Annotated in this window: 23 protein-coding genes; 14 read left to right on the plus strand and 9 right to left on the minus strand. The window is 38.9% G+C overall.

The window, feature by feature from the left end; genetic code table 11:
• The first annotated feature begins 53 nt into the window (after positions 1-53).
• The gene (locus IGL48_RS01245) at positions 54-971 is read left to right on the plus strand and encodes a PLP-dependent cysteine synthase family protein (protein WP_002361143.1); all 918 of its coding nucleotides are present in this window, start codon (positions 54-56) and stop codon (positions 969-971) included.
• 13 nt (positions 972-984) lie between these two features.
• Positions 985-2121 carry a cystathionine gamma-synthase gene (locus IGL48_RS01250; protein ID WP_010777361.1) on the plus strand — a complete coding sequence of 379 codons (1137 nt, stop codon included), beginning with the start codon at positions 985-987 and terminating at the stop codon, positions 2119-2121.
• Between the two features lie 36 nt (positions 2122-2157).
• On the opposite strand, the gene genA is transcribed toward IGL48_RS01250, so the two are convergent.
• The 3 genes from genA to genR form a co-directional block, all read right to left on the minus strand.
• Positions 2158-3588 (minus strand): 6-phospho-beta-glucosidase GenA, encoded by a 1431-nt coding sequence (gene genA / locus IGL48_RS01255; protein ID WP_002355206.1) that lies wholly within the window; start codon positions 3586-3588, stop codon positions 2158-2160.
• Between the two features lie 26 nt (positions 3589-3614).
• Positions 3615-4949 carry a PTS sugar transporter subunit IIC gene (gene genB / locus IGL48_RS01260; protein ID WP_002355207.1) on the minus strand — a complete coding sequence of 445 codons (1335 nt, stop codon included), beginning with the start codon at positions 4947-4949 and terminating at the stop codon, positions 3615-3617.
• 173 nt (positions 4950-5122) lie between these two features.
• On the minus strand, positions 5123-5884 hold the full coding sequence (genR, locus tag IGL48_RS01265) for a transcriptional regulator GenR (protein ID WP_002362941.1): 762 nt from the start codon (positions 5882-5884) through the stop codon (positions 5123-5125).
• Positions 5885-6037: 153 nt separating this feature from the next.
• Between genR and IGL48_RS01270 the strand changes: the two genes are divergently transcribed.
• The 6 genes from IGL48_RS01270 to IGL48_RS01295 all read left to right on the plus strand — a co-directional run bounded on the left by IGL48_RS01270 (position 6038) and on the right by IGL48_RS01295 (position 12610).
• Positions 6038-6628 carry a dihydrofolate reductase family protein gene (locus IGL48_RS01270; protein WP_002386047.1) on the plus strand — a complete coding sequence of 197 codons (591 nt, stop codon included), beginning with the start codon at positions 6038-6040 and terminating at the stop codon, positions 6626-6628.
• Between the two features lie 131 nt (positions 6629-6759).
• Positions 6760-8127, plus strand: a complete 1368-nt coding sequence (locus tag IGL48_RS01275; RefSeq protein ID WP_002379039.1) for a TrkH family potassium uptake protein — start codon at positions 6760-6762, stop codon at positions 8125-8127.
• A 20-nt stretch (positions 8128-8147) separates the two neighbouring features.
• Positions 8148-9311 carry a cation:proton antiporter gene (locus tag IGL48_RS01280; protein WP_002355211.1) on the plus strand — a complete coding sequence of 388 codons (1164 nt, stop codon included), beginning with the start codon at positions 8148-8150 and terminating at the stop codon, positions 9309-9311.
• A 128-nt stretch (positions 9312-9439) separates the two neighbouring features.
• The gene (locus tag IGL48_RS01285; protein ID WP_002358353.1) at positions 9440-9880 is read left to right on the plus strand and encodes a CopY/TcrY family copper transport repressor; all 441 of its coding nucleotides are present in this window, start codon (positions 9440-9442) and stop codon (positions 9878-9880) included.
• Between the two features lie 15 nt (positions 9881-9895).
• Positions 9896-12382, plus strand: a complete 2487-nt coding sequence (locus tag IGL48_RS01290; RefSeq protein ID WP_010824361.1) for a heavy metal translocating P-type ATPase — start codon at positions 9896-9898, stop codon at positions 12380-12382.
• A 21-nt stretch (positions 12383-12403) separates the two neighbouring features.
• Positions 12404-12610 (plus strand): heavy-metal-associated domain-containing protein, encoded by a 207-nt coding sequence (locus IGL48_RS01295; RefSeq protein ID WP_002355215.1) that lies wholly within the window; start codon positions 12404-12406, stop codon positions 12608-12610.
• A gap of 43 nt (positions 12611-12653) precedes the next feature.
• On the opposite strand, the gene IGL48_RS01300 is transcribed toward IGL48_RS01295, so the two are convergent.
• Positions 12654-14024 carry a PH domain-containing protein gene (locus IGL48_RS01300; RefSeq protein WP_002379043.1) on the minus strand — a complete coding sequence of 457 codons (1371 nt, stop codon included), beginning with the start codon at positions 14022-14024 and terminating at the stop codon, positions 12654-12656.
• Complete coding sequence (locus IGL48_RS01305; RefSeq protein ID WP_002358356.1) at positions 14024-14413, minus strand: GntR family transcriptional regulator; 390 nt, start codon at positions 14411-14413, stop codon at positions 14024-14026. The genes IGL48_RS01300 and IGL48_RS01305 overlap by 1 nt, the downstream gene beginning before the upstream one ends.
• A gap of 149 nt (positions 14414-14562) precedes the next feature.
• Between IGL48_RS01305 and IGL48_RS01310 the strand changes: the two genes are divergently transcribed.
• The gene (locus IGL48_RS01310; protein ID WP_002358357.1) at positions 14563-15891 is read left to right on the plus strand and encodes an aminopeptidase C; all 1329 of its coding nucleotides are present in this window, start codon (positions 14563-14565) and stop codon (positions 15889-15891) included.
• Between the two features lie 44 nt (positions 15892-15935).
• On the opposite strand, the gene IGL48_RS01315 is transcribed toward IGL48_RS01310, so the two are convergent.
• Both IGL48_RS01315 and IGL48_RS01320 read right to left on the minus strand, forming a co-directional pair.
• Positions 15936-16556, minus strand: a complete 621-nt coding sequence (locus IGL48_RS01315; RefSeq protein ID WP_282853071.1) for a flavin reductase family protein — start codon at positions 16554-16556, stop codon at positions 15936-15938.
• Positions 16557-16577: 21 nt separating this feature from the next.
• Positions 16578-17552, minus strand: coding sequence for a ring-cleaving dioxygenase (locus tag IGL48_RS01320; RefSeq protein ID WP_002355221.1), 975 nt, complete (start codon positions 17550-17552; stop codon positions 16578-16580).
• 265 nt (positions 17553-17817) lie between these two features.
• On the opposite strand from IGL48_RS01320, the gene IGL48_RS01325 reads away from it, so the two are divergent.
• The gene (locus tag IGL48_RS01325) at positions 17818-18174 is read left to right on the plus strand and encodes a DMT family transporter (RefSeq protein ID WP_002386054.1); all 357 of its coding nucleotides are present in this window, start codon (positions 17818-17820) and stop codon (positions 18172-18174) included.
• Positions 18171-18482, plus strand: coding sequence for a DMT family transporter (locus tag IGL48_RS01330; protein ID WP_002355223.1), 312 nt, complete (start codon positions 18171-18173; stop codon positions 18480-18482). The genes IGL48_RS01325 and IGL48_RS01330 overlap by 4 nt, the downstream gene beginning before the upstream one ends.
• A gap of 95 nt (positions 18483-18577) precedes the next feature.
• Here IGL48_RS01330 and IGL48_RS01335 read toward each other — a convergent pair whose 3' ends face one another.
• Positions 18578-19624, minus strand: a complete 1047-nt coding sequence (locus tag IGL48_RS01335) for a chitinase (protein WP_010824362.1) — start codon at positions 19622-19624, stop codon at positions 18578-18580.
• 42 nt (positions 19625-19666) lie between these two features.
• Positions 19667-20251, minus strand: a complete 585-nt coding sequence (locus tag IGL48_RS01340; protein WP_002355225.1) for a lytic polysaccharide monooxygenase — start codon at positions 20249-20251, stop codon at positions 19667-19669.
• A 274-nt stretch (positions 20252-20525) separates the two neighbouring features.
• On the opposite strand from IGL48_RS01340, the gene IGL48_RS01345 reads away from it, so the two are divergent.
• The 3 genes from IGL48_RS01345 to IGL48_RS01355 are packed head-to-tail and all read left to right on the plus strand — an operon-like array spanning position 20526 to position 22697.
• Positions 20526-21260 carry an acyl-ACP thioesterase domain-containing protein gene (locus tag IGL48_RS01345; RefSeq protein WP_002355227.1) on the plus strand — a complete coding sequence of 245 codons (735 nt, stop codon included), beginning with the start codon at positions 20526-20528 and terminating at the stop codon, positions 21258-21260.
• A gap of 50 nt (positions 21261-21310) precedes the next feature.
• Positions 21311-22144 carry a DUF72 domain-containing protein gene (locus tag IGL48_RS01350; RefSeq protein ID WP_010824363.1) on the plus strand — a complete coding sequence of 278 codons (834 nt, stop codon included), beginning with the start codon at positions 21311-21313 and terminating at the stop codon, positions 22142-22144.
• Positions 22145-22160: 16 nt separating this feature from the next.
• Entirely contained in the window at positions 22161-22697 is a 537-nt protein-coding gene (locus tag IGL48_RS01355; RefSeq protein WP_010824364.1) for a cof family protein, read from the plus strand.
• Positions 22698-22710 lie beyond the last annotated feature (13 nt).

The raw sequence follows: 22710 nt of genomic DNA on the forward strand, positions 1-22710 counted from the left end.
TGCGATCAGCACCTTTTTGTTTTATGTACATGTATTAGAAGGAGGAATTCGCTATGATTGTTCAGTCAATTTTAGACACAATCGGAGCAACACCATTATTTGAATTTACAAGTGAACAATATCCTATGCCAGAAGGCACTAAAATTTATGCGAAACTAGAATATTTGAATCCAGGTGGCAGCGTCAAAGATCGGCTTGGTGTGCATCTTCTCAAAGAGGCAATGAAAACGGGAAAGATAAATCAAGCCACAACAATTATTGAACCGACAGCTGGGAATACAGGGATTGGACTTGCATTAGCTGCCAGTCAACTGGGCCTCAAGACAATCTTTGTTGTGCCAGAAAAATTTAGTCAGGAAAAACAACAGCTGATGCAAGCGTTAGGTGCTAAAATTGTCCCTTCGCCAACAGAGCAAGGGATTGTCGGAGCGATAACTAGTGCCCAAGACTTAGCCAAGGAAATTCCTAATAGTTACGTGCCGTTACAATTTGAAAATCCGGATAATCCTGCTGCTTACTACGAAGGATTAGGACCTGAAATTGTTCAAGACCTAGGCGGGAAGATTACTAGCTTTGTCGCAGGTTTAGGCAGTGGTGGAACGTTTGCAGGTGTTGGCAGATATCTCAAAGAACAAAATAGTAAGACGCAACTATGGGGCGTGGAGCCAGAAGGTTCGATTTTAAATGGCGGACCTGCACACGGACATGAAATCGAAGGTATTGGCGTGGAGTTCGTGCCGCCTTTTCTTAAACAGATTCCTGTGGACGGCTTTTATACCATTTCAGACGAGGATGGTTTTTTCTGGGTCAAACAATTAGCCAAGAAAAGCGCTTTGCTGGTGGGAAGCTCCAGCGGCGCAGCGTTTGCGGCGGCATTAAGAGAGGCGCGCCGCTTACCAGCAGGCAGCACAATTGTAACTATTTTTCCTGACGGTAGTGACCGTTATTTATCAAAAAATATTTATTCTTAGGAGGAAACCTTTTATGAAATTCAATACCAAATTAATTCATGGCGGCATTAGCAAAGACGCAACAACAGGTGCAGTGAGTGTTCCTATTTATCAAACGTCAACCTTTGAACAAAACGGCGTGGGCCAGCCCAAAGAATATGAATATTCTCGTTCAGGTAATCCCACACGTCACGCGTTAGAAACCTTAATTGCTGAGTTAGAAGGTGGGAGCCATGGCTTTGCGTTTAGCGCAGGCTTAGCTGGTATCCATGCAATCATTTCTATGTTTGGACCCGAAGATCATATTTTATTAGGTGACGATGTCTATGGGGGCAGTTTCCGTTTATTGGACAAAGTATTTGTAGCAAATGGGTTAAGCTACACGATTGTAAATGCCAGTGACTTATCAACAATTGAAGCCGCAATTCAGCCAAATACAAAAGCCTTGTTTTTGGAAACACCAAGTAATCCACTGTTAAAAATTACAGATATTGAAGCGGCGGCTAAGCTTGCTAAAAAACATCAGTTGTTAACCATTGTCGATAATACGTTTGCGACGCCTTATTTTCAACGGCCGTTAGCGTTAGGTGCTGATATTGTGGTTCACAGCGGGACAAAATATTTAGGGGGCCATAGTGATGTAGTCTCTGGTTTAGTTGTAACGAATCACCCAGAAAGCGCAGAAAAAATTGCCTTTTTACAAAATGCGATTGGTGCTGTTTTAGGACCACATGATAGTTGGCTGGTCCAACGTAGTTTAAAAACATTAGGCGTCCGGATGGCAGCGCATGCCCAAAATGCTCAAAAAATCGCAGAATTTTTAGAAGCGCATCCAGCGGTAGCAACGGTGTATTATCCAGGACTAGCGAGTCATCCTGGTCACGAAATTGCGCAAAAACAGATGTCGGGATTTAGTGGCATGATTTCTTTTGAATTAGCCAAGGATGAGCAAGTCGTTCCTTTCGTAGAAGCGTTGGAAATTTTTACTTTAGCGGAAAGTTTAGGTGGCGTAGAAAGTTTAATTGAAGTACCTGCCATTATGACTCACGCATCTATCCCCAAAGAAAATCGTGAAGCCGTGGGAATTAAAGATGGACTCATTCGTTTATCTGTAGGAATTGAAGCAGTCGAAGATTTATTGGCTGATTTAGAAAAGGGATTACAAGCATAAACAAAAGGCCCTCGTCTTTAGACGAAGGCCTTTTGTTTATAATTCTTCTCCATTCGTAGCAATCACTTGTTGATACCAAGCAAACGATTTTTTCTTTCGCCGTTCCAACGTTCCGTGACCATCGTTGTCTTTATCTACATAAATGAAGCCATACCGTTTCTTCATTTCGCCTGTACTAGCGCTCACTAAATCGATGAATCCCCAAGGTGTATAGCCCATCAAATCAATGCCGTCATACGCAACGGCTTCTTTCATCATCTCAATATGTTCACGTAAATAAGCGATTCGGTAAGTGTCGTTAATCGTTCCGTCTGGTTCTAGCTCATCAATAGCACCAAAGCCATTTTCAACAATAAAGAGTGGTAATTCATACCGATCATTGAACCAATTCATTGCATAGCGTAAGCCCATAGGATCGATTTGCCAACCCCAATCAGATGTTGCTACATAAGGATTTCGCACCAAGTCTTTTGCTTCATTGTAGTCAAAAGTAGGGGCCTTTTCTGCACCTTTTACAGCAAACGACATGTAATAGCTAAAGCCAATATAATCAACACAGCCATTAGCCAAATCAGTTAAATCTTCTTCTGTGACATCTAATGAAATGTTTTTTCGTTTCAAATAGCATTGAATTGCACTTGGATAATGACCGCGGACATGAACATCGGTAAACCAATAACGTTTTTGCATTGCGCTAACACTCATCATCATATCCTCAGGATTACAAGAATAAGGATAAATAGGCACCATCGCAATCATACAGCCAATTTGGAAGTCGGGATTGATAGCGTGGCCAATTTTCACTGCACGTGCGCTAGCGACTAGTTCATAATGAGCAGCCTGATACATAATTGCTTCGCGGTCTTCTCCTTCCTGGTAAGCAATACCAGAGTTAGTAAAAGGTGCAAAATCTTCTTCATAATTGGCTTGGTTGTTAATTTCGTTAAAGGTCATCCAATATTTGACTTTTTTCTGGTAACGAGTGAAACAGACTTCAGCAAATTTGACAAAAAAATCAATGACCTGGCGATTGCGAAAGCCGCCATATTTTGTGACTAAATGATAAGGCATTTCAAAGTGAGACAGTGTCACGACTGGCTCAATGCCATTTTTCAAACACTCGTCAAAAAGTGCATCATAAAAACGAAGGCCTTCTTCATTGGGCGTTTCTTCATCTCCGTTAGGAAAAATTCGTGTCCAAGCAATAGAGGTTCGGAAACAATTTAAACCAAGTTCTTTGAATAGTTGAATATCTTCTTGATAGCGATGGTAAAAATCAATCGCTTCATGGTTAGGATAGTGTTCATCTGGTAAAACGCCTGCGGTAATTTTACGAGGGACGCCATGTGCACCGGCAGTCATTACATCCGCCACGCTCACCCCTTTACCGCCTTGGTCCCAGCCTCCTTCTAATTGATGAGCAGCGACAGCGCCGCCCCAAAGAAAATCATTTTTCAAAATTGACATATCGTTTCAGTCCTTTGTTCAAATTTTTATACGTTTTGTGCTTCGACTTTTTCAAGGGTTTCTTCAGTAATTGGTTGATTGGTTTCTTCTGCGTAATTAAGTGCATCCATTTTTTTAGCAAACGGTAAATAGATAAAGAAACTCATCGTCAGTACTACTACTTGAAGCAACGCTGCTTGCCAACCACCAACTAAAAGTCCAGAAATGATTGGAGGAGTAGTCCAGGGAACTTGTACCGCAGTAAAGAGAGGAACCAGTCCTGTGTACAAGGCAAAATATGTCACAACAGAAGAAACAATCGGTGTGATAATGAACGGCACAGCCATGATTGGGTTCATCACGATAGGTGTAGCAAAGACAATTGGCTCGTTAATATTGAAAACAGCTGGCCCAATTGAAAGCCGACCTAATTGCTTAAACTGAGCTGATTTGGCAAAGAAAACCATGAACACGACTAACCCGATTGTCATGCCCGCACCAGTGACCGTTAAAAATTGATCTAAAAATTGTTGTGTAACAATATGGCCGCCATTAGCCAGTGTTAAGTCTTTTCCAGATTTCAAAATTTCGGTATTTTCTAAAGAGTTTGCTTGTAAAATAGGGCCCATGATACCGCCAACGATTGTTGACCCGTGCACACCGAAAAACCAAAAGAGCGGAATGACAAAACCTAATAGTAATGCGCCACCTAGTGAATCTGTGACTCCTTGAAGTGGTGATTGTAGCACTTCGTAAATAAAGTCAAAGAATGTCGTATTGAAGACTTTATCTAGAAGAATGAAAATTAGCATTGCACCAGTTACAATGACGCTGGCAGGAATTAACGCAGTAAAGGAATTGGCCACATTTTCTGGTACAGCTTCTGGTAATTTGATACGAATATCATGACGTAAAAACCAACTATATACAACGCCGACTAACAAACCAACAATAATAGCTGTAATCATCCCTTTGCCAGCTGTCCAATCTTTGTTGATGACATTGCCAACTACTGCGCCAGAAACCGCATCTTTGACTTCAGATGACATAAACAAAATGAAAACCACCATGGCAATCATGCCCGCTGGGAGGCCTTCAAATCCCTCGCTTTTTACATATGAGTAGGCAATACCGATGACCGCAAATAACGACATAATCGCAAAAGATGCACCATATGCTTGATTGAAATAAACAGCCAGACCGCTTGCGTTAACCCATTCAGAAATAGCTGTAACTGGGAAATTCGCTAATAGAAGAAACACGGAACCAACAATGGTAAAAGGCATCGTGTAAAGCATCCCGTTCCGTAAGGCAGTAATTGCTTTGGTATTGACGAACTTTAGTACTGGAGGTAATAATTTCTCGTTAATCCATTCGTTCATAAAAATCTCTCCTTTGAAGAATAATATAAATGCAAATGTATCCGTTTACATATTTACTATATAAGGTTATTTGAAGAAAAAATAGACTTTTGCTTGAATGAGAAACATGTACCAAGAAAAAAAACACAAAAGCTCATGCTGTTTTAGACAGCATGAGCTTTTGTGAAAAACAACTAGGAAGGTGTTTCATCTAGTTCCTTTAAAAGTTGACTTGCTTGATGAGCTAGGAGTTCAATTAAAGCAATGACAGGGATTTGAGTGGTTGTATTAACTGATTTATCTGCAAATGGAGAACGTTCGTCGGGCATATAATAGGAGATGTTGTAGTCAGCCAAGCGGGCAATAGTTGAATGTTGATTGTTGGTAATGCTTAGCACTTTGGCACCAGCTGTTTTAAAATCGGTCATTTGTTTAATCATTTCATTGGTTTCCCCAGATACAGACAGAATCAAGGCTAATGTATTTTCAAATCCGCGCTTGGGGATAGGCGTAAAGGGATCAGCAATACTGTAAGAATTGATATTTAAGTTGGCAAAATAACGACTGCCATAACTACCTAAAATTCCGCTAGTACCAATGCCAGTAAAGGCAACGTGACGTGCTTGAACAATCATTTGGATTGCTGGACGAAGCATTTCGTAATAGGTTTCTTGGTTTAATTTTTTTAAAAAAGCATCGACGTGAACCGTGGCATCATAAAAATTTTCAAACGTTTGTGTTTGTTTGGCTTCTTCTTTCACTGCATATTTTAATTCGGAAAAACCAGCATAGCCCATTTTGTTACAAAATCGTAGAATCGTTGAGGTAGAGACATGACAGGAAGTAGCCAGTTGGCGAATGGTCTGTTGAGGGATTTGGTGCAGGTGTTCCAATACATAATGGTAAACGAGCATTTCTAATTCATTCAAGGTCTGAACCTTCTCTAAATCAAACAAAGTAATCCTCCTTTATATAAAAACTGAATATGTTATTTTTTTGTGTAAATCAAATAAACCAATTCTTATTTCCTATTTTACAAAAAGTAGCCCAATTATCCTAGTTTTTCTCTTTTTTCTTTTAAAAATAACAATGCGCACCCCTAGAGTTTTTTGAGAAAACAAGCTAAAATAGATAAGAAGAGAAAAGGAGGCGTTGATGTGGCACGGGAAGTAATTTTATTTATTGCAGCGAGTATTGATGGTTTCATTGCGGACAAAGCGGGCGGTGTTGCTTGGTTAGAAGAGAATATTCGTGGCGATGAAGAAGATCGTAGTTACGATGAAATGTATGAAAAAATAGACACTGTGGTAATGGGGCGGACTACTTATGATCAAGTGACACAAGAATTGTCCCCAGATGTGTATTTTTATGAAGACAAGCATTCTTATATCATTACCTCTCATCCAGAACCATCAACTGCTTCAAGAACTTTTACCAAGGAAGATCCCGTCACATTAATTCGTCGTCTCAAAGAAGAAGACGGCGCGGGAATTTGGATTGTTGGAGGCCCGAAAGTGGTTCAACCGCTTTTGGCAGCTGATTTAATTGATACCTTCATTTTGACGACAATACCACTGTTTCTGGGTGAGGGCATTGCTCTATACGAGACAATGGCTCAATCAATCCCAGTTCGTTTAAAACAGGTTTATCAAAAAAATGAGTTGGTTTATTCGATTTATCAACGTGAAAACAAAAATTAAAAAATAATTATTCGGTTGGGCAAGTTGCTTTCAAGGTTTTGAGTTTCTCATAGGGCGAGAGGAACAAAGCAACAGTTGTCTAGCCGTTTGTGTTGTTTTTGATTGACAAAGAAATGGTAGAGGAGAAAAAAATGAAACATCAGATCAAAAGAAGGTTGTATATTTCACCTGTTCAAACAATTGTCTTAGGCTTTTTTCTATTAATTGTTGTAGGCACGATCTTATTAATGATGCCTTTTTCTGCACAAGCTGGACAAAAAACGCAATGGATTGATGCTTTTTTCGTGGCAACTTCCGCCGTCTGTGTTACAGGGCTTTCGCCTTTGAATACGGCGGAACATTGGAGTCCTATCGGGCAAGTTATTATTATGATTTTGATTGAATTAGGCGGCTTAGGCTTTTTAACCGTTGCCACGATTTTCTTTAGTTTGCTGCGGAAAAAAGCGTCACTAAGTGTACGGATGTTGTATCAAGAAGCTTTAAATGTTAGTGAAGTTTCCGGAGTTTTTCGTTTAATGAAATATATTATGAAGTTTGCGGCCATTATTCAATTACTTGGAGCCTTCTTGTTGTCCTTTCAATTTGTGCCAACATTTGGGTGGAAAAAAGGGTTGTTTTTTAGTCTCTTCCATGCCGTTTCGGCATTTTGTAATGCTGGCTTTGATTTGCTAGGGGATAGTATGGTTCCTTATCAAAATTCGCCTTATCTTTTACTAGTCATTAGCTTTTTAATTATAGCTGGTGGTTTAGGATTTATTGTGTGGCGCGATATTTTTGCAATGATTAAAGGCTATAAAAATAAAATTAAGCACCGTGTTAGTATTCATACACGCCTTGCTTTAACGGTGACCGCCACCTTTTTAGTCTTAGGGACCGTTATTTTTTACATTTCAGAATATCGCCATTTTCCAGCTGACATGTCTTTTTGGCAGCGTCTTGTCAACAGTTGGTTCTTGTCGGTTACACCAAGAACGGCTGGCTTTTATTCGGTTGATTATTTGAAAATGAGTAATCCAGGCCTGATTGTCACGATTTTGTGGATGTTTATTGGTGGCACTTCAGGATCAACCGCTGGCGGCTTGAAAACCACTACGTTTGGTGTGTTATTTTTACAATTTCGTGCAATTTTTAAAGGGAAACAGCGAGTGGAATTCCATGAACGCACAATTCCTGAGCGAGTAGTGCTCCAAGCATTTACTTTGTTCTTCTTGGCAACTTTTTTATGTGTAACTGCTTCGGTTATTCTCTCGTTTACAGAAACATTACCTTTAAAAAACGGGATTGAGTATATTGTTTTTGAAGTGATTTCTGCATTTGGAACGGTCGGTTTAACAATGGGGTTAACACCAGATTTAACTGTTTTTGGTAAACTGGTGATTATTTTTCTAATGTTCGTCGGTCGTGTGGGTGTGTACACGGTGTTATTGTCATTAATTAAGAAAGGCTTGGAAAGTCAGTCGAAAGTTCAATATCCAAAAGAATCAGTGATGATTGGTTAATAGAGAAAGAGGGAAATAGTATGGAATTTTTAGGTATTTTATGTTTGATTTTAATTACAACGACTTTAGCAGGTGTTGCTTGTAAAAGAGTAGGAATTCCTGCGGTAATTGGGCAATTGCTAGTAGGGATTGTGTTAGGTCCAGCGATGTTAAATATTGTGCATCAAGATGTGTTTGTGCATGACTTTTCAGAAATTGGTGTCATTATGCTGATGTTTATTGCTGGAATGGAATGTGAATTGGAATTATTGAAAAAATATGCGAAACCTAGTGTCATGGTCGCTATTTTGGGCATCGTTTTACCGGTTGGTTTTACTATGTTGATTGGTCAGCTGTTTGCTTTTTCTTGGAAAGAAGCTTTTTTCCTTGGGTTAGTTTTAGCAGCAACGTCGGTCAGCATTTCAGTAGAAGTATTAAGAGAGTTGAATGTTTTAAGTAGTAAAGAAGGTGCAACGATTCTTGGGGCTTCCGTCGTTGACGATATCGTGGTCGTGATTATTTTAAGTGTCGCTGTCGGCATGATTGGTGCAAGTACAGGCGGCAATACAGAAGTCAGCTTTATTGTTAAGTTAATTGAACAAGGCTTATTCTTTATTGGGATTTTCTTTTTGGTCCGCTTTATTGCTCCCTATTTACTACGTTTAAGTCAAAAAATGAACATTGGGTCGTCTGTGATTATCATGTCATTGATTATCTGTTTGGGCATGGCTTATTTGGCTGATTTAGTTGGTTTAAGTTCTGTCGTAGGTGCCTTTTTTGCAGGGATTGCTGTGGGACAAACGGATGCAAAAACAGAAATTGATTTCAATATTGAAGCTATTGGCTATGCCGTGTTTATTCCCGTCTTCTTTGCCAGCATTGGCTTATCAGTGACATTTAACACGTTAGGAAAAGATTTACCTTTTATTTTGGTAATGACGATTATGGCGATTTTAACGAAATTACTGGGCGGCGCCTGGGGAGCGAAAATGGTTGGTTTCTCCAATACAAGTTCTTTAATGGTCGGTGCTGGGATGGTTTCGCGTGGGGAAATGGCATTAATCATTGCGCAAATTGGCTACCAATCTAAATTACTTTCAGAAGCGTATTATACGAGCATGATTGTGGTAATTATCTTAACGACCTTAGTTGCACCTTTCTTATTGAAATACTTTGTTAAAAAACAAGAATCTGCGTTGCAATAAAAAAAGATGAGCAGAAGTTGTTGACAAAAAAATAAAATAGCTATATGATGAGTTCAAGATAAACGACTACGTTTGTAGTCAATATCCTTGAACTCTTTTTTTATTGATGAAGGAGGAATTTAACGAGTATGGCAAAAGATAAATTAGCGACAATTACTGATGCAGAGTGGGAAGTCATGCGGGTTATTTGGACTCAAGGCAAGACCACGAGTCGTGAAGTGCATACACTTTTAAATGAGAAGAAAGAATGGAAATCAACGACCGTCAAGACGTTACTAAGTCGTTTAACAGATAAAGGGTTAGTTGGAACGGAGAAAGCAGGCAATAAATATATTTATTATCCGCTAGTAGAAGAACGTCGGAGCGTTGAAACGGTGGCAGACGAACTTTTGGCCAAAGTGTGCAGCCGTAAAGTTGGTTCCGTGGTAGAAACAATTTTAACAGAGAGTCAGTTGAGTTATGACGATTTGGATCGATTAGAGGAACTCTTGAAAGAGAAGCGCAAGACGGCGGTTGAATCCGTCCCTTGCAACTGTATTCCTGGTCAATGCCAATGTCATTTAATTTAAAAAGGAGTGAAAAAAATGGAAAGTAAAACGTTTGATATTGAAGGGATGAGCTGTGCTTCCTGTGCCCAAACGATTGAAAAGGCTACGGCGAAGTTACCTGGGATGGAAAAGGCAAGTGTCAATTTAGCTACGGAAAAATTAAGTGTCACGTATGATCAGACGGAAGTCACAGAAGAAGAAATTAAGGAAGCTGTGTCAGATGCTGGTTACAAGGCGATTAGCCCAGCCCGGCAACGAACGTTTGCGATTGAAGGAATGAGTTGTGCTTCCTGTGCCCAAACGATTGAAAAAGCTGTGAACCAATTATCTGGTGTTCAACAAGCGATTGTTAATTTAGCCACGGAAAAACTGGTGGTTAGTTATGACGACCATCAAGTAACGAGTGCTGAAATTATCAAAGCAGTTACGGATGCAGGTTATCAAGCGACAGAAGAAGTCGCTGCAGGTGCAATAGCGGACCAAGATCGTGAAAAGAAACAAAAACATATTGCCGAGATGTGGCAACGTTTTTGGATCTCAGCGGTGTTTACAGTGCCACTTCTTTATATTGCGATGGGACATATGGTAGGCTTACCATTGCCGGATTTTTTGAATCCAATGACACATGCGACGACCTTTGCAATGGTTCAATTGATTTTGACGTTACCCGTTCTATATGTCGGCAGAGAATTTTTCACAGTTGGTTTTAAAGCATTGTTTAAAGGGCATCCGAATATGTTTTCTTTGGTGGCTTTAGGAACCAGCGCTGCTTTTGTGTATAGTTTATATGGCACAGTCATGATATTTTTAGGAGACACAAGTTTTACAATGGCTCTTTATTATGAATCAGCGGGTGTTATTTTAACCTTAATTACATTAGGAAAATATTTCGAAGCTGTTTCAAAAGGGAAAACCTCAGATGCGATAAAAAAATTAATGGGTTTAGCGCCGAAAACTGCTCATATTTTACGTGATGGCGCAGAAATTGAAGTGCCAGTTGATGCTGTTCAGTTGGATGACATTGTGATTGTTCGCCCAGGAGATAAAATCCCTGTTGATGGAGTGATTGTTTCAGGCAGTAGTTCTGTGGATGAAGCCATGTTAACGGGCGAAAGTTTGCCTGTTGAAAAGAAAGTCGGTGATGCAGTAATTGGTGCTAGCATCAATAAAAATGGCAGCTTTCAATTCAAGGCGACAAAAGTGGGAAAAGAGACGGCCCTTGCCCAAATCATTCAATTAGTGGAAGATGCGCAAGGCTCAAAAGCGCCGATTGCACAATTAGCTGATAAAATTTCGGGTGTTTTTGTCCCAATCGTCATTGGTTTGGCTGTTCTTTCTGGCTTGGCTTGGTTCTTTTTAGGACAAGAGTCATGGATTTTCGCTTTGACAATTACTATTTCTGTGTTAGTGATTGCTTGTCCTTGTGCGCTCGGCTTGGCAACGCCGACTGCGATTATGGTGGGGACAGGTAAGGGCGCTGAAAATGGCGTTTTAATTAAAAGTGGGGATGCTTTAGAAACCACTCACAAAATTCAAACAATCGTGTTTGATAAAACAGGGACTATTACAGAAGGCAAACCGGTGGTTACAGATATTTTAGTTGCTGATTCAGCACTTTCAGAAGCTGAGTTACTAACATTAGCAGCTTCTGCAGAACAAGGATCAGAACATCCTCTAGGTGAAGCAATTGTGGGAGCGGCTAAAGAACGTCAATTGCCATTAGCAGAAGGAAGCGATTTTTCAGCGATTCCAGGTCACGGCATCCGTGTGACAGTCAACGAACGAGTCCTACTTTTGGGCAATATAAAATTAATGAAAGAAGAAGCAATCGAGCTATCAACGTTTGTTCAACAAGCGGATCGTTTGGCAGAAGAAGGGAAAACCCCAATGTTTGTGGCAAAAGATGGTTCGTTTGCGGGTATCATTGCGGTAGCAGATACTGTGAAGGATAGCAGTCAAACAGCCATTGCACGTTTGCATAAAATGGGGATCGAAGCCGTAATGATTACGGGAGACAACAAGCGTACTGCAGAGGCGATTGCGAAACAAGTAGGTATCGATCGTGTCTTAAGTGAAGTTTTACCAGAAGATAAAGCGTTAGAAGTGAAAAAACTACAAGCAGAAGGCAAAAAAGTTGCGATGGTGGGTGACGGGATTAATGATGCACCAGCACTTGCCCAAGCAGATGTGGGGATTGCTATTGGTTCAGGCACAGATGTTGCAATGGAATCGGCCGACATTGTGCTAATGCGTAGTGATTTAATGGATGTGCCTACAGCAGTTGAATTAAGTAAAGCGACCATCAAAAACATCAAAGAAAATCTTTTCTGGGCATTTGCCTATAATACATTAGGTATTCCAGTGGCTATGGGTGTGTTACACTTATTTGGTGGACCTTTGTTAAGTCCGATGATTGCAGCAGCAGCTATGAGTTTTAGTTCAGTCTCTGTCTTACTAAACGCCTTACGATTGAAAGGATTTAAACCTTCGACGGTGAAAAGAACTAGTGGAAGTCAAAAATAAAATTGAAAAGGATGAAGTGAAATGGAAAAAACAGTAAAAATTGATGGGATGAAATGTGATGGCTGTGTTCAAGCGGTCACTGAAAAATTTAGTGGAATTGACGGCGTAACGAATGTTGCGGTTCACTTGGCAGATCAAACAGCCGTTGTGACAGCAGATCGTGAAGTAAGCCAAGATGAACTGAATACCACGTTGGCAGATACAAAATTCAAGGTTGTCAGCGAATAACAAAAAACAGGGCCTACCATCATGAGTAGGCCCTGTTTTTTTGTTATGGAAGTTTGGCTTTGATTTCCTGATAAATCTTAGTCGTTTCTTGACCATCACGCGCAGTATAATAATAAACTTTCTTCCGCGTTTCTATTTTCAGAATCGGATGACTTTTTGTATAAATTAGTAAATAAGCAGGTTTTCCAGCGACTTTAAATTCTCCTGTTAAGTAACTATCTGTCGCAGCACCCATTGTGCGGATGCGTTCTTGAGGTAAGTCATCAATCAAAGAAACAGCAGTGATTTGGTTAAAAGGAATTGACCTTGTTTTTGCTAATGGGGCAGATAACTCAATTTGTTTATTTTCAATAGTTGCTTGAAAGGCATGACTAGAAAAATCATTTATAAACATCGGCACTGTGGCAAAGAACAGCACCGCAATCGTTAAAATACCAGTAGCGGCTAGAATAATTTTCCCAGCAGGCCGTCCTAGGTTAATAGATAAATTCATACCAATGCGATCAGGAACCATGATTTTGGGGTCCTTTGGATTGATATAAATCCCATACCGCCAATATTGATCATCATCCCCATAGCGATAATCGCCAGCCTGTAAAACGAATTGATCTTGTTTTTTGCGCATTGAAAATAGGTAGTAGAAGAGAAAGCCTACATAAACAAACAAAAGAATAAAATAACAAAAAGTAAGGGCCATCGCAACCGTATAATCAATTACAATTGTGAAAGTTGGTAAAATGGTTAGCGGTGCAAAAACTAAGGCGGATAAAACCATTAAAACAGACCAATGATGCCGAAATAAATCATTAATTTGCTGATTAATTTTTGAGTCACTAGTTAGCGGTTTGACAGGTAAGCGCGCGATAAAATAATAGCCGCCAATGAACAAACTTAACATCAAAACAGTAATTAAGAAAAGAATCCAGGAACCAATCGCCGTTTGCAAGGAATAAAAGCCCCCAGCAAAAGTAAGAATAATCGCAGGTAAAAACCACCAAAATGAAATAAGTTTCTGGTTTTTATTTAAAACTAATTGCGTATCGATTAAGAGAGGACGCTTAGGTAGCAACCAGCCGTTTTGCATTTTTAAAGCGGCCATTTTGCGAATATAAACGATTTGCAGATAGTAGCCACTGCCAATAAAACTAAATAAAAGTAACAGAAAAAGAAACAACAAAATCGAATCATAAGGAATAAATAACAAAGGTAAACTAAGAACACTAAAAACGGCTGCTAGTTGAACCAAGCGTTTTTTATAACGTTTTCGGATTGCTTGAACGCTGGGATCTTGTAGTTTATCTTCTGGTAAAGTGTTTTCCAAAATAATATTTTTGTGAGGATTTGCATAAATCCCCATAGTAAATGCCATAAAAAAAGCGACAGAAACTAGGATGAAATAAAAGAATACCGCCATTATAATGCACGCCCTTTCGAATCAAAATTTTGATAAATTTTCTGAATAAGTGCTTGGATTTCTGCTTCGGATTGCTGATGTAAAAAACTTTCAGCCAACAGAAGTTCTAAACGCTCATGCAATTGCTGTTGCCAAACAGCGGTAGCAGGTAACTTTGCGGCAATTTTGGTGCCGTTACGACGGTCAGTCACAATATAACCTGATTGCTTTAACTTATTATAAGCTTTTGAAACAGTCATCATATTGACCCCGATTTCGTCCGCCAATTGTCGGATAGAAGGCAAACTTTCATTGGGAACCAGTTCACCTTTGGCAATGCCTACAATGATTTGATCAATGAGTTGCTGATAGATGGGCTGTTCGCTTTGTTCATCTATTTCTAAAAGCATCGAATCACTCCTGTCTTATTTGTGTTATCTGTATTATATATCCTAATACAAAAAGAGTTGGAAAGCAAGGAATTTAGAGTAAATGGTTGTTTCTGTTTAAAGAGAAGCATATAATGAAGAAGAACGTAAAATGAAAGGACGATGAAAATATGACAGCAATTGAACCAAAATTAACAGAGAAATTCCATCAAGATTTCTTGAACAATAATAAACAAAATGCCTTACAACGTAGTGTAGTAAAAAATGGTATCAGCGCTTCAGGTGAATCTGTACAAGGAGCCGTGAATAACGTACCCGTCTTTTCAGTCGACTTAGCTACTGGAAAAGTGGCCAATCAAAAACAAAGCGGTCGCTGCTGGATGTTTGCGGCATTAAATACATTTAGACATAGAATGTTAAATGCGTTTCAATTAAAAGATTTTGAATTATCACAAAACTATACATTTTTCTGGGATAAATATGAAAAATCAAACTATTTCTATGAAAATATTATTGCAACAGCCGATCAACCGTTGACTAGTCGTAAAGTGGCCTTTTTATTAGCGACACCACAACAAGATGGTGGGCAATGGGATATGATCGTTTCAATTTTTGATAAATATGGCGTAGTGCCTAAAACGGCAATGCCTGAAAGCAGCAACAGTTCCAATTCACGTGATTTAAACAACTATTTAAATAAAAAATTACGCAAAGATGCAACAATTTTACGTAGTTTAATTGAAAAAGGCGCTTCTGCTGAAGAAGTCCAAAAAAACAAAGAAGCAATGTTACAAGAAATTTATAATTTCTTAGCAATCTCTTTAGGAACACCGCCAGAAACCTTTGATTTTGAATACCGTGACGAAGAAAAAAATTATCATTTGGATCAAAATCTAACACCGCAAACATTCTTTGAAAAATACGTTGGCGTTAATTTACATGATTATGTAAGTATTATTAATGCTCCTACAGAAGATAAACCATTCAACAAAACATACACTGTTGAAATGTTAGGGAATGTTGTCGGCGGCAAAGAAGTTAAATATTTAAATGTAGAAATGGCTGCTTTCAAAAAATTAGCTGCTGCACAATTGGAACAAGGCGAATCTGTTTGGTTTGGTTGTGATGTCGGACAATCTTCAACACGTGACACAGGAATTATGGCATTAGACGTTTACGATATGAACGATCTTTTTGATATTGATTTTACGATGACTAAAGCAGAACGTTTAGACTTTGGTGAAAGCTTAATGACACACGCCATGGTTTTAACAGGTGTTGATATCGTTGATGGTCAAACAACAAAATGGAAAGTGGAAAATAGCTGGGGCGAAAAAGTCGGTGAAAATGGCTTCTTCGTTATGAGCGATGCGTGGATGGACGAGTACACTTATCAAATCGTTGTGCACAAAGATTTATTAACTGATGAACAGAAAAAAGCTTGGGAACAAGCGCCAACTGTTTTGGCACCTTGGGATCCAATGGGCGCATTAGCATAAAACAGAAAAAGAAGGCCCCCGCCGTCATGGCGGGGGCCTTCTTTTTACGTTGGGCGGCGAACTTCACGGATTTCGCCCAATGTTGTATAATCATTGCCTGCTAAACGAGCAATCGGTTGGAGTTTTTCAGGTAAAATGTACTGATGTTCTTCATCGAAAACGGCTGAATCAAAATAGAAATCGGTAATTTCTACAATGAATAAATCCGTAATAATTTGACCTTCATGGTTAGCAATAGGTACATATTGATGTAAGCGAGCTTCCATCCGAATCGGCGCGGCTTTGATTGCTGGAACAGCAACAGTCTGGCTGGCAATGGTTTCAATCCCAAATGTGTCAATTTCACTGATCTCTGCTGCTAAAGGTGCCGAAGTCTGATTCATTTGAGTAAGAACGTCTTCGTTAACGAAATGGATGACAAGTTCTTTAGTAGCCAAGATGTTTCGTGCCGTATCTTTAGGCTCTTTGTCTGGTCGTAAAATGGACAACGTTGCTAAAGGAATTTCAGCTGCCGCCGCATTAAAGAAACTAAAGGGAGCAGCGTTGACGATACCTGTAGCTGTATCTTGTGTTGTAACCCAAGCGATTGGCCGAGGAATAATACTTCCTGATAAAAATTTATACGCTGTTTTTGCAGATAACTCGTTACTATTGTAATGAATCATAGGAACCTCCTAGAAAAAATACTAATTTCGTTGAACATTCGCATCTGAAGTATCGAAAGGACGCACAAATTCTTCAATCCCTGCCCGTTTTGGTTCTAAAAATGGCGGTAATGATAATTTTTCGCCAGCGTGTTCATAGGTTTCATCCTCTAAAAATCCAGGACCATCGGTTGCCAGTTCAAATAAAACATGTGTTGCTGCCAAGAAATATTCAGATTTAAAGTAAAAACGTTCCACAAAGCCAGAATTAGGAAATTCCAAACGATTAATTTTTTCAATCCAGAAACGTAGTGCTTCCTCATCGGCAACGCGCAAGGCTAAGTGATGGACATTGCCGTAGCCTTCTTGAGCCGCTGGCAAATCTTCTCGATGCTCTACGATGATGCTGGCGCCATTCCCACCTTCACCAACTTCAAATAAATGGAAACTACCTTCAGCATCAATCAATTTGAATCCTAAAACTTCAGTTAAAACTAGTTGCAGATGTTCGTAATTTTCGACAGTTACAAAGGCTGGACCTAAGCCGATTAAAGCATGTTCACTAGGAACGTTAGATTTTTTCCAAGGCGTGCCGGCTGCGACACCTTGGTTCTTTTCATCAGAAATAAGTTGGTAACGTTGATTGTCAAAGTCTTCAAATTCTAAATACTTTTTACCAAAACGTTCTTGAATTTCTCCATGATCAATTGCATATTCATTAAAGCGTGATACCCAGTAATCCAAAGCAGCATCATCTTTTACACGGAAGGAAGTACGAGAAATTGTATTGGTTCCTTTGGTTCCTTTAGGTAAGCCTGGAAAGTCAAAGAAAGTCATATCTGTTCCGGGAGAGCCGGCATCATCAGCAAAAAATAAATGATATGTTTCAATATCGTCTTGGTTGACAGTCTTCTTAATTAAACGTAGACCTAAAATATCGGTGAAAAAGTGATAAATTTTTTCAGCACTTGAAGTCATGGCAGTGACGTGGTGTAAACCTAAAATTTGTGTATTCATAATAAAAATCCTCCTAAAAGAAAAATAATTTTTTAATTAATTAACTTACTAAAAGTAAGTTTAAATGATTAGTCCTAAAAATGCAAAAGAAATGTCTCGAATTCGAACTATTATTTTTTAGTTGATTTTTTAAAAAAATAAGAATATAATAGCCTGAGATATTTTAATACATAAACTTTCGTAAACATCGCCGGATGCTTGCGACTAAAGTGTTAATGAACAGTTCTTAGGCCATAGCTGAACTGTTTGTTGGCACTTTTTTTGTTTGGAAGGGAAGGAAAACAAGATGAGTAAAGCTTGGTTAAAAGTTATTTTTGGCGCTTTTTGTGAAGTGATTTGGGTCATTGGTATGAAGCATAGTACAACATGGTGGGAGATTTTAGGGACAGTAATCGCAATCTTTATCAGTTTTTATGCGCTGATTAAAGCAGGAGAGGAATTGCCAGTTGGCACAGCCTATGCTGTATTTGTCGGCTTAGGTAGTGCTGGAACTATTGTGACAGATCATTTTTTATTCCACACACCATTGGGCATAGGAAAAGTTCTTTTTCTGTTGCTGTTATTAATAGGTGTAATTGGCTTAAAAATGGTAACTGGAAATAAAGAGGAGGAAACAAGATGAGTTGGTTATACTTAGTTATTGCAGGCTGTTTTGAAATCTTTGGCGTAGGTTCAATTAAATTATTTACAACAAAAAAAGACTTACGTTCATTGTTAATTTTAATTCTAGCGTTTAGTGGTAGTTTCTTATTTTTATATTTAGGGATGAGACAATTACCGATGGGCGTTTCTTATGCGGTTTGGACAGGAATTGGTACAGCAGGAGGCGCTATCTTAGGAATGCTCTTAGGTGAATCAAAAGACCTACGCCGGATATTTTTTATTTTTTTAATCATTGTTTCTGTGATTGGTTTAAAATTAATTGGTTAGAAGGCGAGAGAACATTGTTTGGATTATTGAAAGACAGGTGAGTAAAATTTAAAAAGAGACAGAACCAAATGCGGTGTTCTGTCTCAAAATAGCTTTTATTTTACGAGGTTACTATAACGTGTCGCAAATTCATTGTTGTAGGACTTGCCGTTGACATCTTGACCAATGTCCCAATTTGCAGACCAAGTCATTAAGCCACGGATAGGATTACCGTCTTTTGCTAACTGATCAAAAGTTTTGGCTACAGGGGTAGCCTCAACGACATAGCCGCTACCAGCAGCATCCCGATTTGCTGGTAAACCAAGGACTAATTTATCGTTTGGTATCTGTAGATAGCCGCGCGTGCCATGGATTAATGAATCAGACATATAATAGAGGAACTCGTATTTTAGAGCATCGTTGCTTTGAGCAACCCAAGTCATAATTTCATCAACCCAGACACCGTCGCCGCCTTGGTTATATAATTGTGGGGCAATGTAATCATAATAACCATTTAGGGAAGTAATGTATGTTTCATAAGCGGCACCAGGTTTTAAATAAGGGAATTCTGGCGCCATCGTAATGATGAAATTTTTTCCTTGTGCTCGATAATGGTCTTTGACTATTTTCAATGCAGCAGGGATGACGGTTTGGTTGTCGCCAGCAGTAATCGCCAATTGCTCTAAGTCGATGTCTAAACCATCAAAGCCGTATGTTTCCACTTGACGAATGATTTCATTCGCAAAGGCTTGTTCATCGCCTTTGACTAATTGGATATGTGCATCTGCTCCACCAAGTGCCAATAAAACTGCGCGACCTTGACTATTTAATTGTGCGACTTCTTGTCGGAAGGCAGTGTCCGTTTGGTTATAAGGCTTGAACGTAGGAATCCGTGTCGTGCCATCGCTTTTCATGAAGGAAACTGGTACGACATTGTAGGCTTGATTTACTTCTGAAAGGTTTAGTGATGCTGATGTTCCTTGTTTGTAACCATCGCGTCCTTTTGAGGCCCAGTTGTGCCAATATCCAACCAACACTTTTTTGCCAGAGATATCTACCATCGTATCCGCAGCATCTGCAGAAGCTTGAGTAGGCGTTAACCACAAGCCAACTGCAACGGTTGAAAGAAGGAGAAAAGCAGGAATTATTTTTTTTAGCTTCATTTTTTGAGAACTCCTTTAATTTAGTTTAAGATGTGAGTATTTTTACTGAATGTTCACATCAATCGCTTGGTAAAAGGCGTTCACCGTATCACCAATGCCCCAGACAGCGTAAATGACATGATAACCTTTGCGGTCTGTCGGAATATTAATTGTTTGTTTAACAACTTTATTAGGAACTTCTTGTTTGCCGTCAATTGAAGCAATTTTGTCGAAGTTTTTAATGTCTAATGGTTGATTGGGATTCCAGCCATTTTTAGTAATATAGTAATCCCAAGAAGCAGTTCTATGTTGGGCAGTTAAGTTCCAAGTGATGTCAAGGGGACCTGTTGTAATGTTTGTTTTGTGCCAACGAGTAGCTGTTTGTTCATCCAAGGGTTCAAAACCTGAGACACCTGCACTGGCTAATTTACCAGTAATAAACGTATTTTTGGGCGCTTCGATACTTTGAGGTTCCCATTGTGCACGACCAACATTTGTATTTAAGTTACCACCAGCAGAACTACCAAAGAAAGCACGACTTCCAGGACTTGCTACGTAACCATGAGCCTCCGAAACAGTAGGGGCCAATGCAGCGCCACCTAAAACAAAACTAAAAGCCAGGACGATTGTTAATAAACTCTTTTTCACGAAAAAAACCTCCTAAAAAATTATTTTGTATGCGCTTACAGATAGGAATATAACATAATAATCTTTCGGATACAAATAATAAGAAATGTTATTTTTGAAAATAAAACAATATTTTTTAAGTAATATTAAGAATGTTTTTAAATAATATAAATAATAGTGTTTTTCAAAGTTTTGTTAATTTTTCATTCGGAATCGCAATTGAAGAAATCACGTGGTATACTTTTAAGAAGAAACAATGACACGAAAGTAGCCATTGGAAAAAGGAGATTATTTCGTGGGAAAAAAACATACATCCTCTTATGAAGTTGCCTACTATGACGGCGATTTTACTGGTGCAATGAAGATACCGGCTTTGTTAGCGGTTGTCATTAAAGTATCAGAAGAACAAACAGAATTACTAGGAAGAGATGCGGCTTATGTCGCTCAATTTGGTCTAGGCTGGGTCATCACCAATTATGAAATAGAGATTCACCGCTTACCAAAAGTTGGTGAAAAAGTAGCAATTACAACGCAAGCTATGAGTTATAACAAATATTTTTGTTATCGTAACTTTTGGGTTCATGATGAAGAAGGCAATGAATGTGTCTTTGTGAAATCAACCTTTGTCTTAATGGATCAAAAAAATCGGAAAATCAGTAGTGTGTTACCAGAAATTATTGCACCTTTTGATTCTGAAAAAATCACTAAAATTTATCGCCATGAAAAAATTGAAAAGGTCACAGAGGGGAACTTTTTACCTTATCGTGTGCGTTTTTTTGATATTGATGGCAATCAACATGTTAATAATGCGATTTACTTTAATTGGTTATTGGATGTGTTAGGGTATGACTTTTTAACAACGCATCAACCGAAAAAAATTCTTGTGAAATTTGATAAAGAAGTAGAATATGGCCAAGAAGTCGAAAGTCATTACGAAATTGTCGAACAAGAAAATCAGTTGAAAACGCGCCATGAGATTCGGATTGATGGTCAAACCTATTGTGAAGCGAATATCGATTGGACCAACTAAGTTGAGATGACGGTTTAGAAAAATAAAAAGTTACGCAGAGGAGGAAGGACATGATTCGCTTAGGATTAACATCTTTTAGTGAACACGACTATTTAACTGGAAAAAAACGGGCCACGCTTTATGAATATGCCAGTCATTTACCGCTAGTTGAAATGGACACGGCGTATTACGGGATTCCTCCCAAAGAACGAGTAACTGAATGGGTCAAAGCAGTTCCCGAAAACTTTCGCTTTGTCATGAAAGTTTATAGTGGAATCAGTTGTCAAGGTGAGTGGCAAACCTATTATGCAAGTGAAGAAGAAATGATCACCGCTTTTTTAGAAAGTATGGCCCCATTAATTGAAAGTAAAAAATTATTTGCCTTTCTGGTACAATTTTCAGGAACATTTGGTTGTACGAAAGAAAATGTCGCTTACTTGCAAAAAATTCGTCACTGGTTTAAAGACCTACCCATCGCCATTGAATTACGAAATAATTCATGGTATCAACCAAACTTTGTAAAACAAATGTTGCAATTTATGAAAGAAAATCAATTTTCACTTGTGATTGTAGATGAACCGCAGATTCCTACGAATCCAGTGCCCTTTTATCCGTATGTAACGAATCCTAATCTCGTGCTCTTCCGGTTTCACGGACGTAATGCGGCTGGCTGGTTAGCCAATGATGCAGAGTGGCGTAAAAAAAGAACCCTCTATCATTATAATACGCAGGAAATCGCTGATTTAAGCGAAGCTGTTTTAAAAATGTCGCAAGAAGCTAAAGAAGTGGGCGTAATTTTTAATAATAATTCTGGCGGCGATGCCGCAGAAAACGCTCTACAGATGCAAAAAGTCTTGAATTTGAGTTACGATGATTTGAATCCAAAACAATTAGATTTATTTTGAGAAAGAAGGTAGCTGAATGTCTGAAAAGCAATCCCCTTATGAAATGGCTTGTGCCTTCCACGAGGTTTTTAATCCACAACAACCAGAGCAACCAACTGCTTTTTCGCCAGAGCTAGCCAGTCGACGAGCAGAGTTTAAAGTCGAAGAACTTGTGGAATTTTTATATAGTGCTGCTAATAATGATCAAGTGCTTTTTCAACAATTGGTCAACGGATTAAAAAAATCTGTCGATAAAGCAGAGCAGAAAGTCTTGGCGAAAGGCAAATCAGTATCTGATCCTTTAGTGGAGGAAGTGGATGCACTAGTTGATTTATTGTATTTTACTTATGGTTCGTTTTGCTTAATGGGCGTCAATCCAACAAAAATTATTGAAATCGTTCATCAAGCCAATATGGGGAAATTATTTCCAGATGGGCAGCCACATTATGATCCGGAAACAAATAAAGTATTAAAACCTGAAAATTGGGAACAAGATTTTGCGCCAGAAGCTAAAATTAAAGCGGAAATTCAACGCCAATTGAAAATTACTGAGACCAATGAAAAAGACGAATGAGAAAACTCATTCG

Source organism: Enterococcus sp. DIV1090 (genome assembly GCF_050537975.1).
In the GTDB taxonomy this organism is placed as follows: domain Bacteria; phylum Bacillota; class Bacilli; order Lactobacillales; family Enterococcaceae; genus Enterococcus; species Enterococcus faecalis.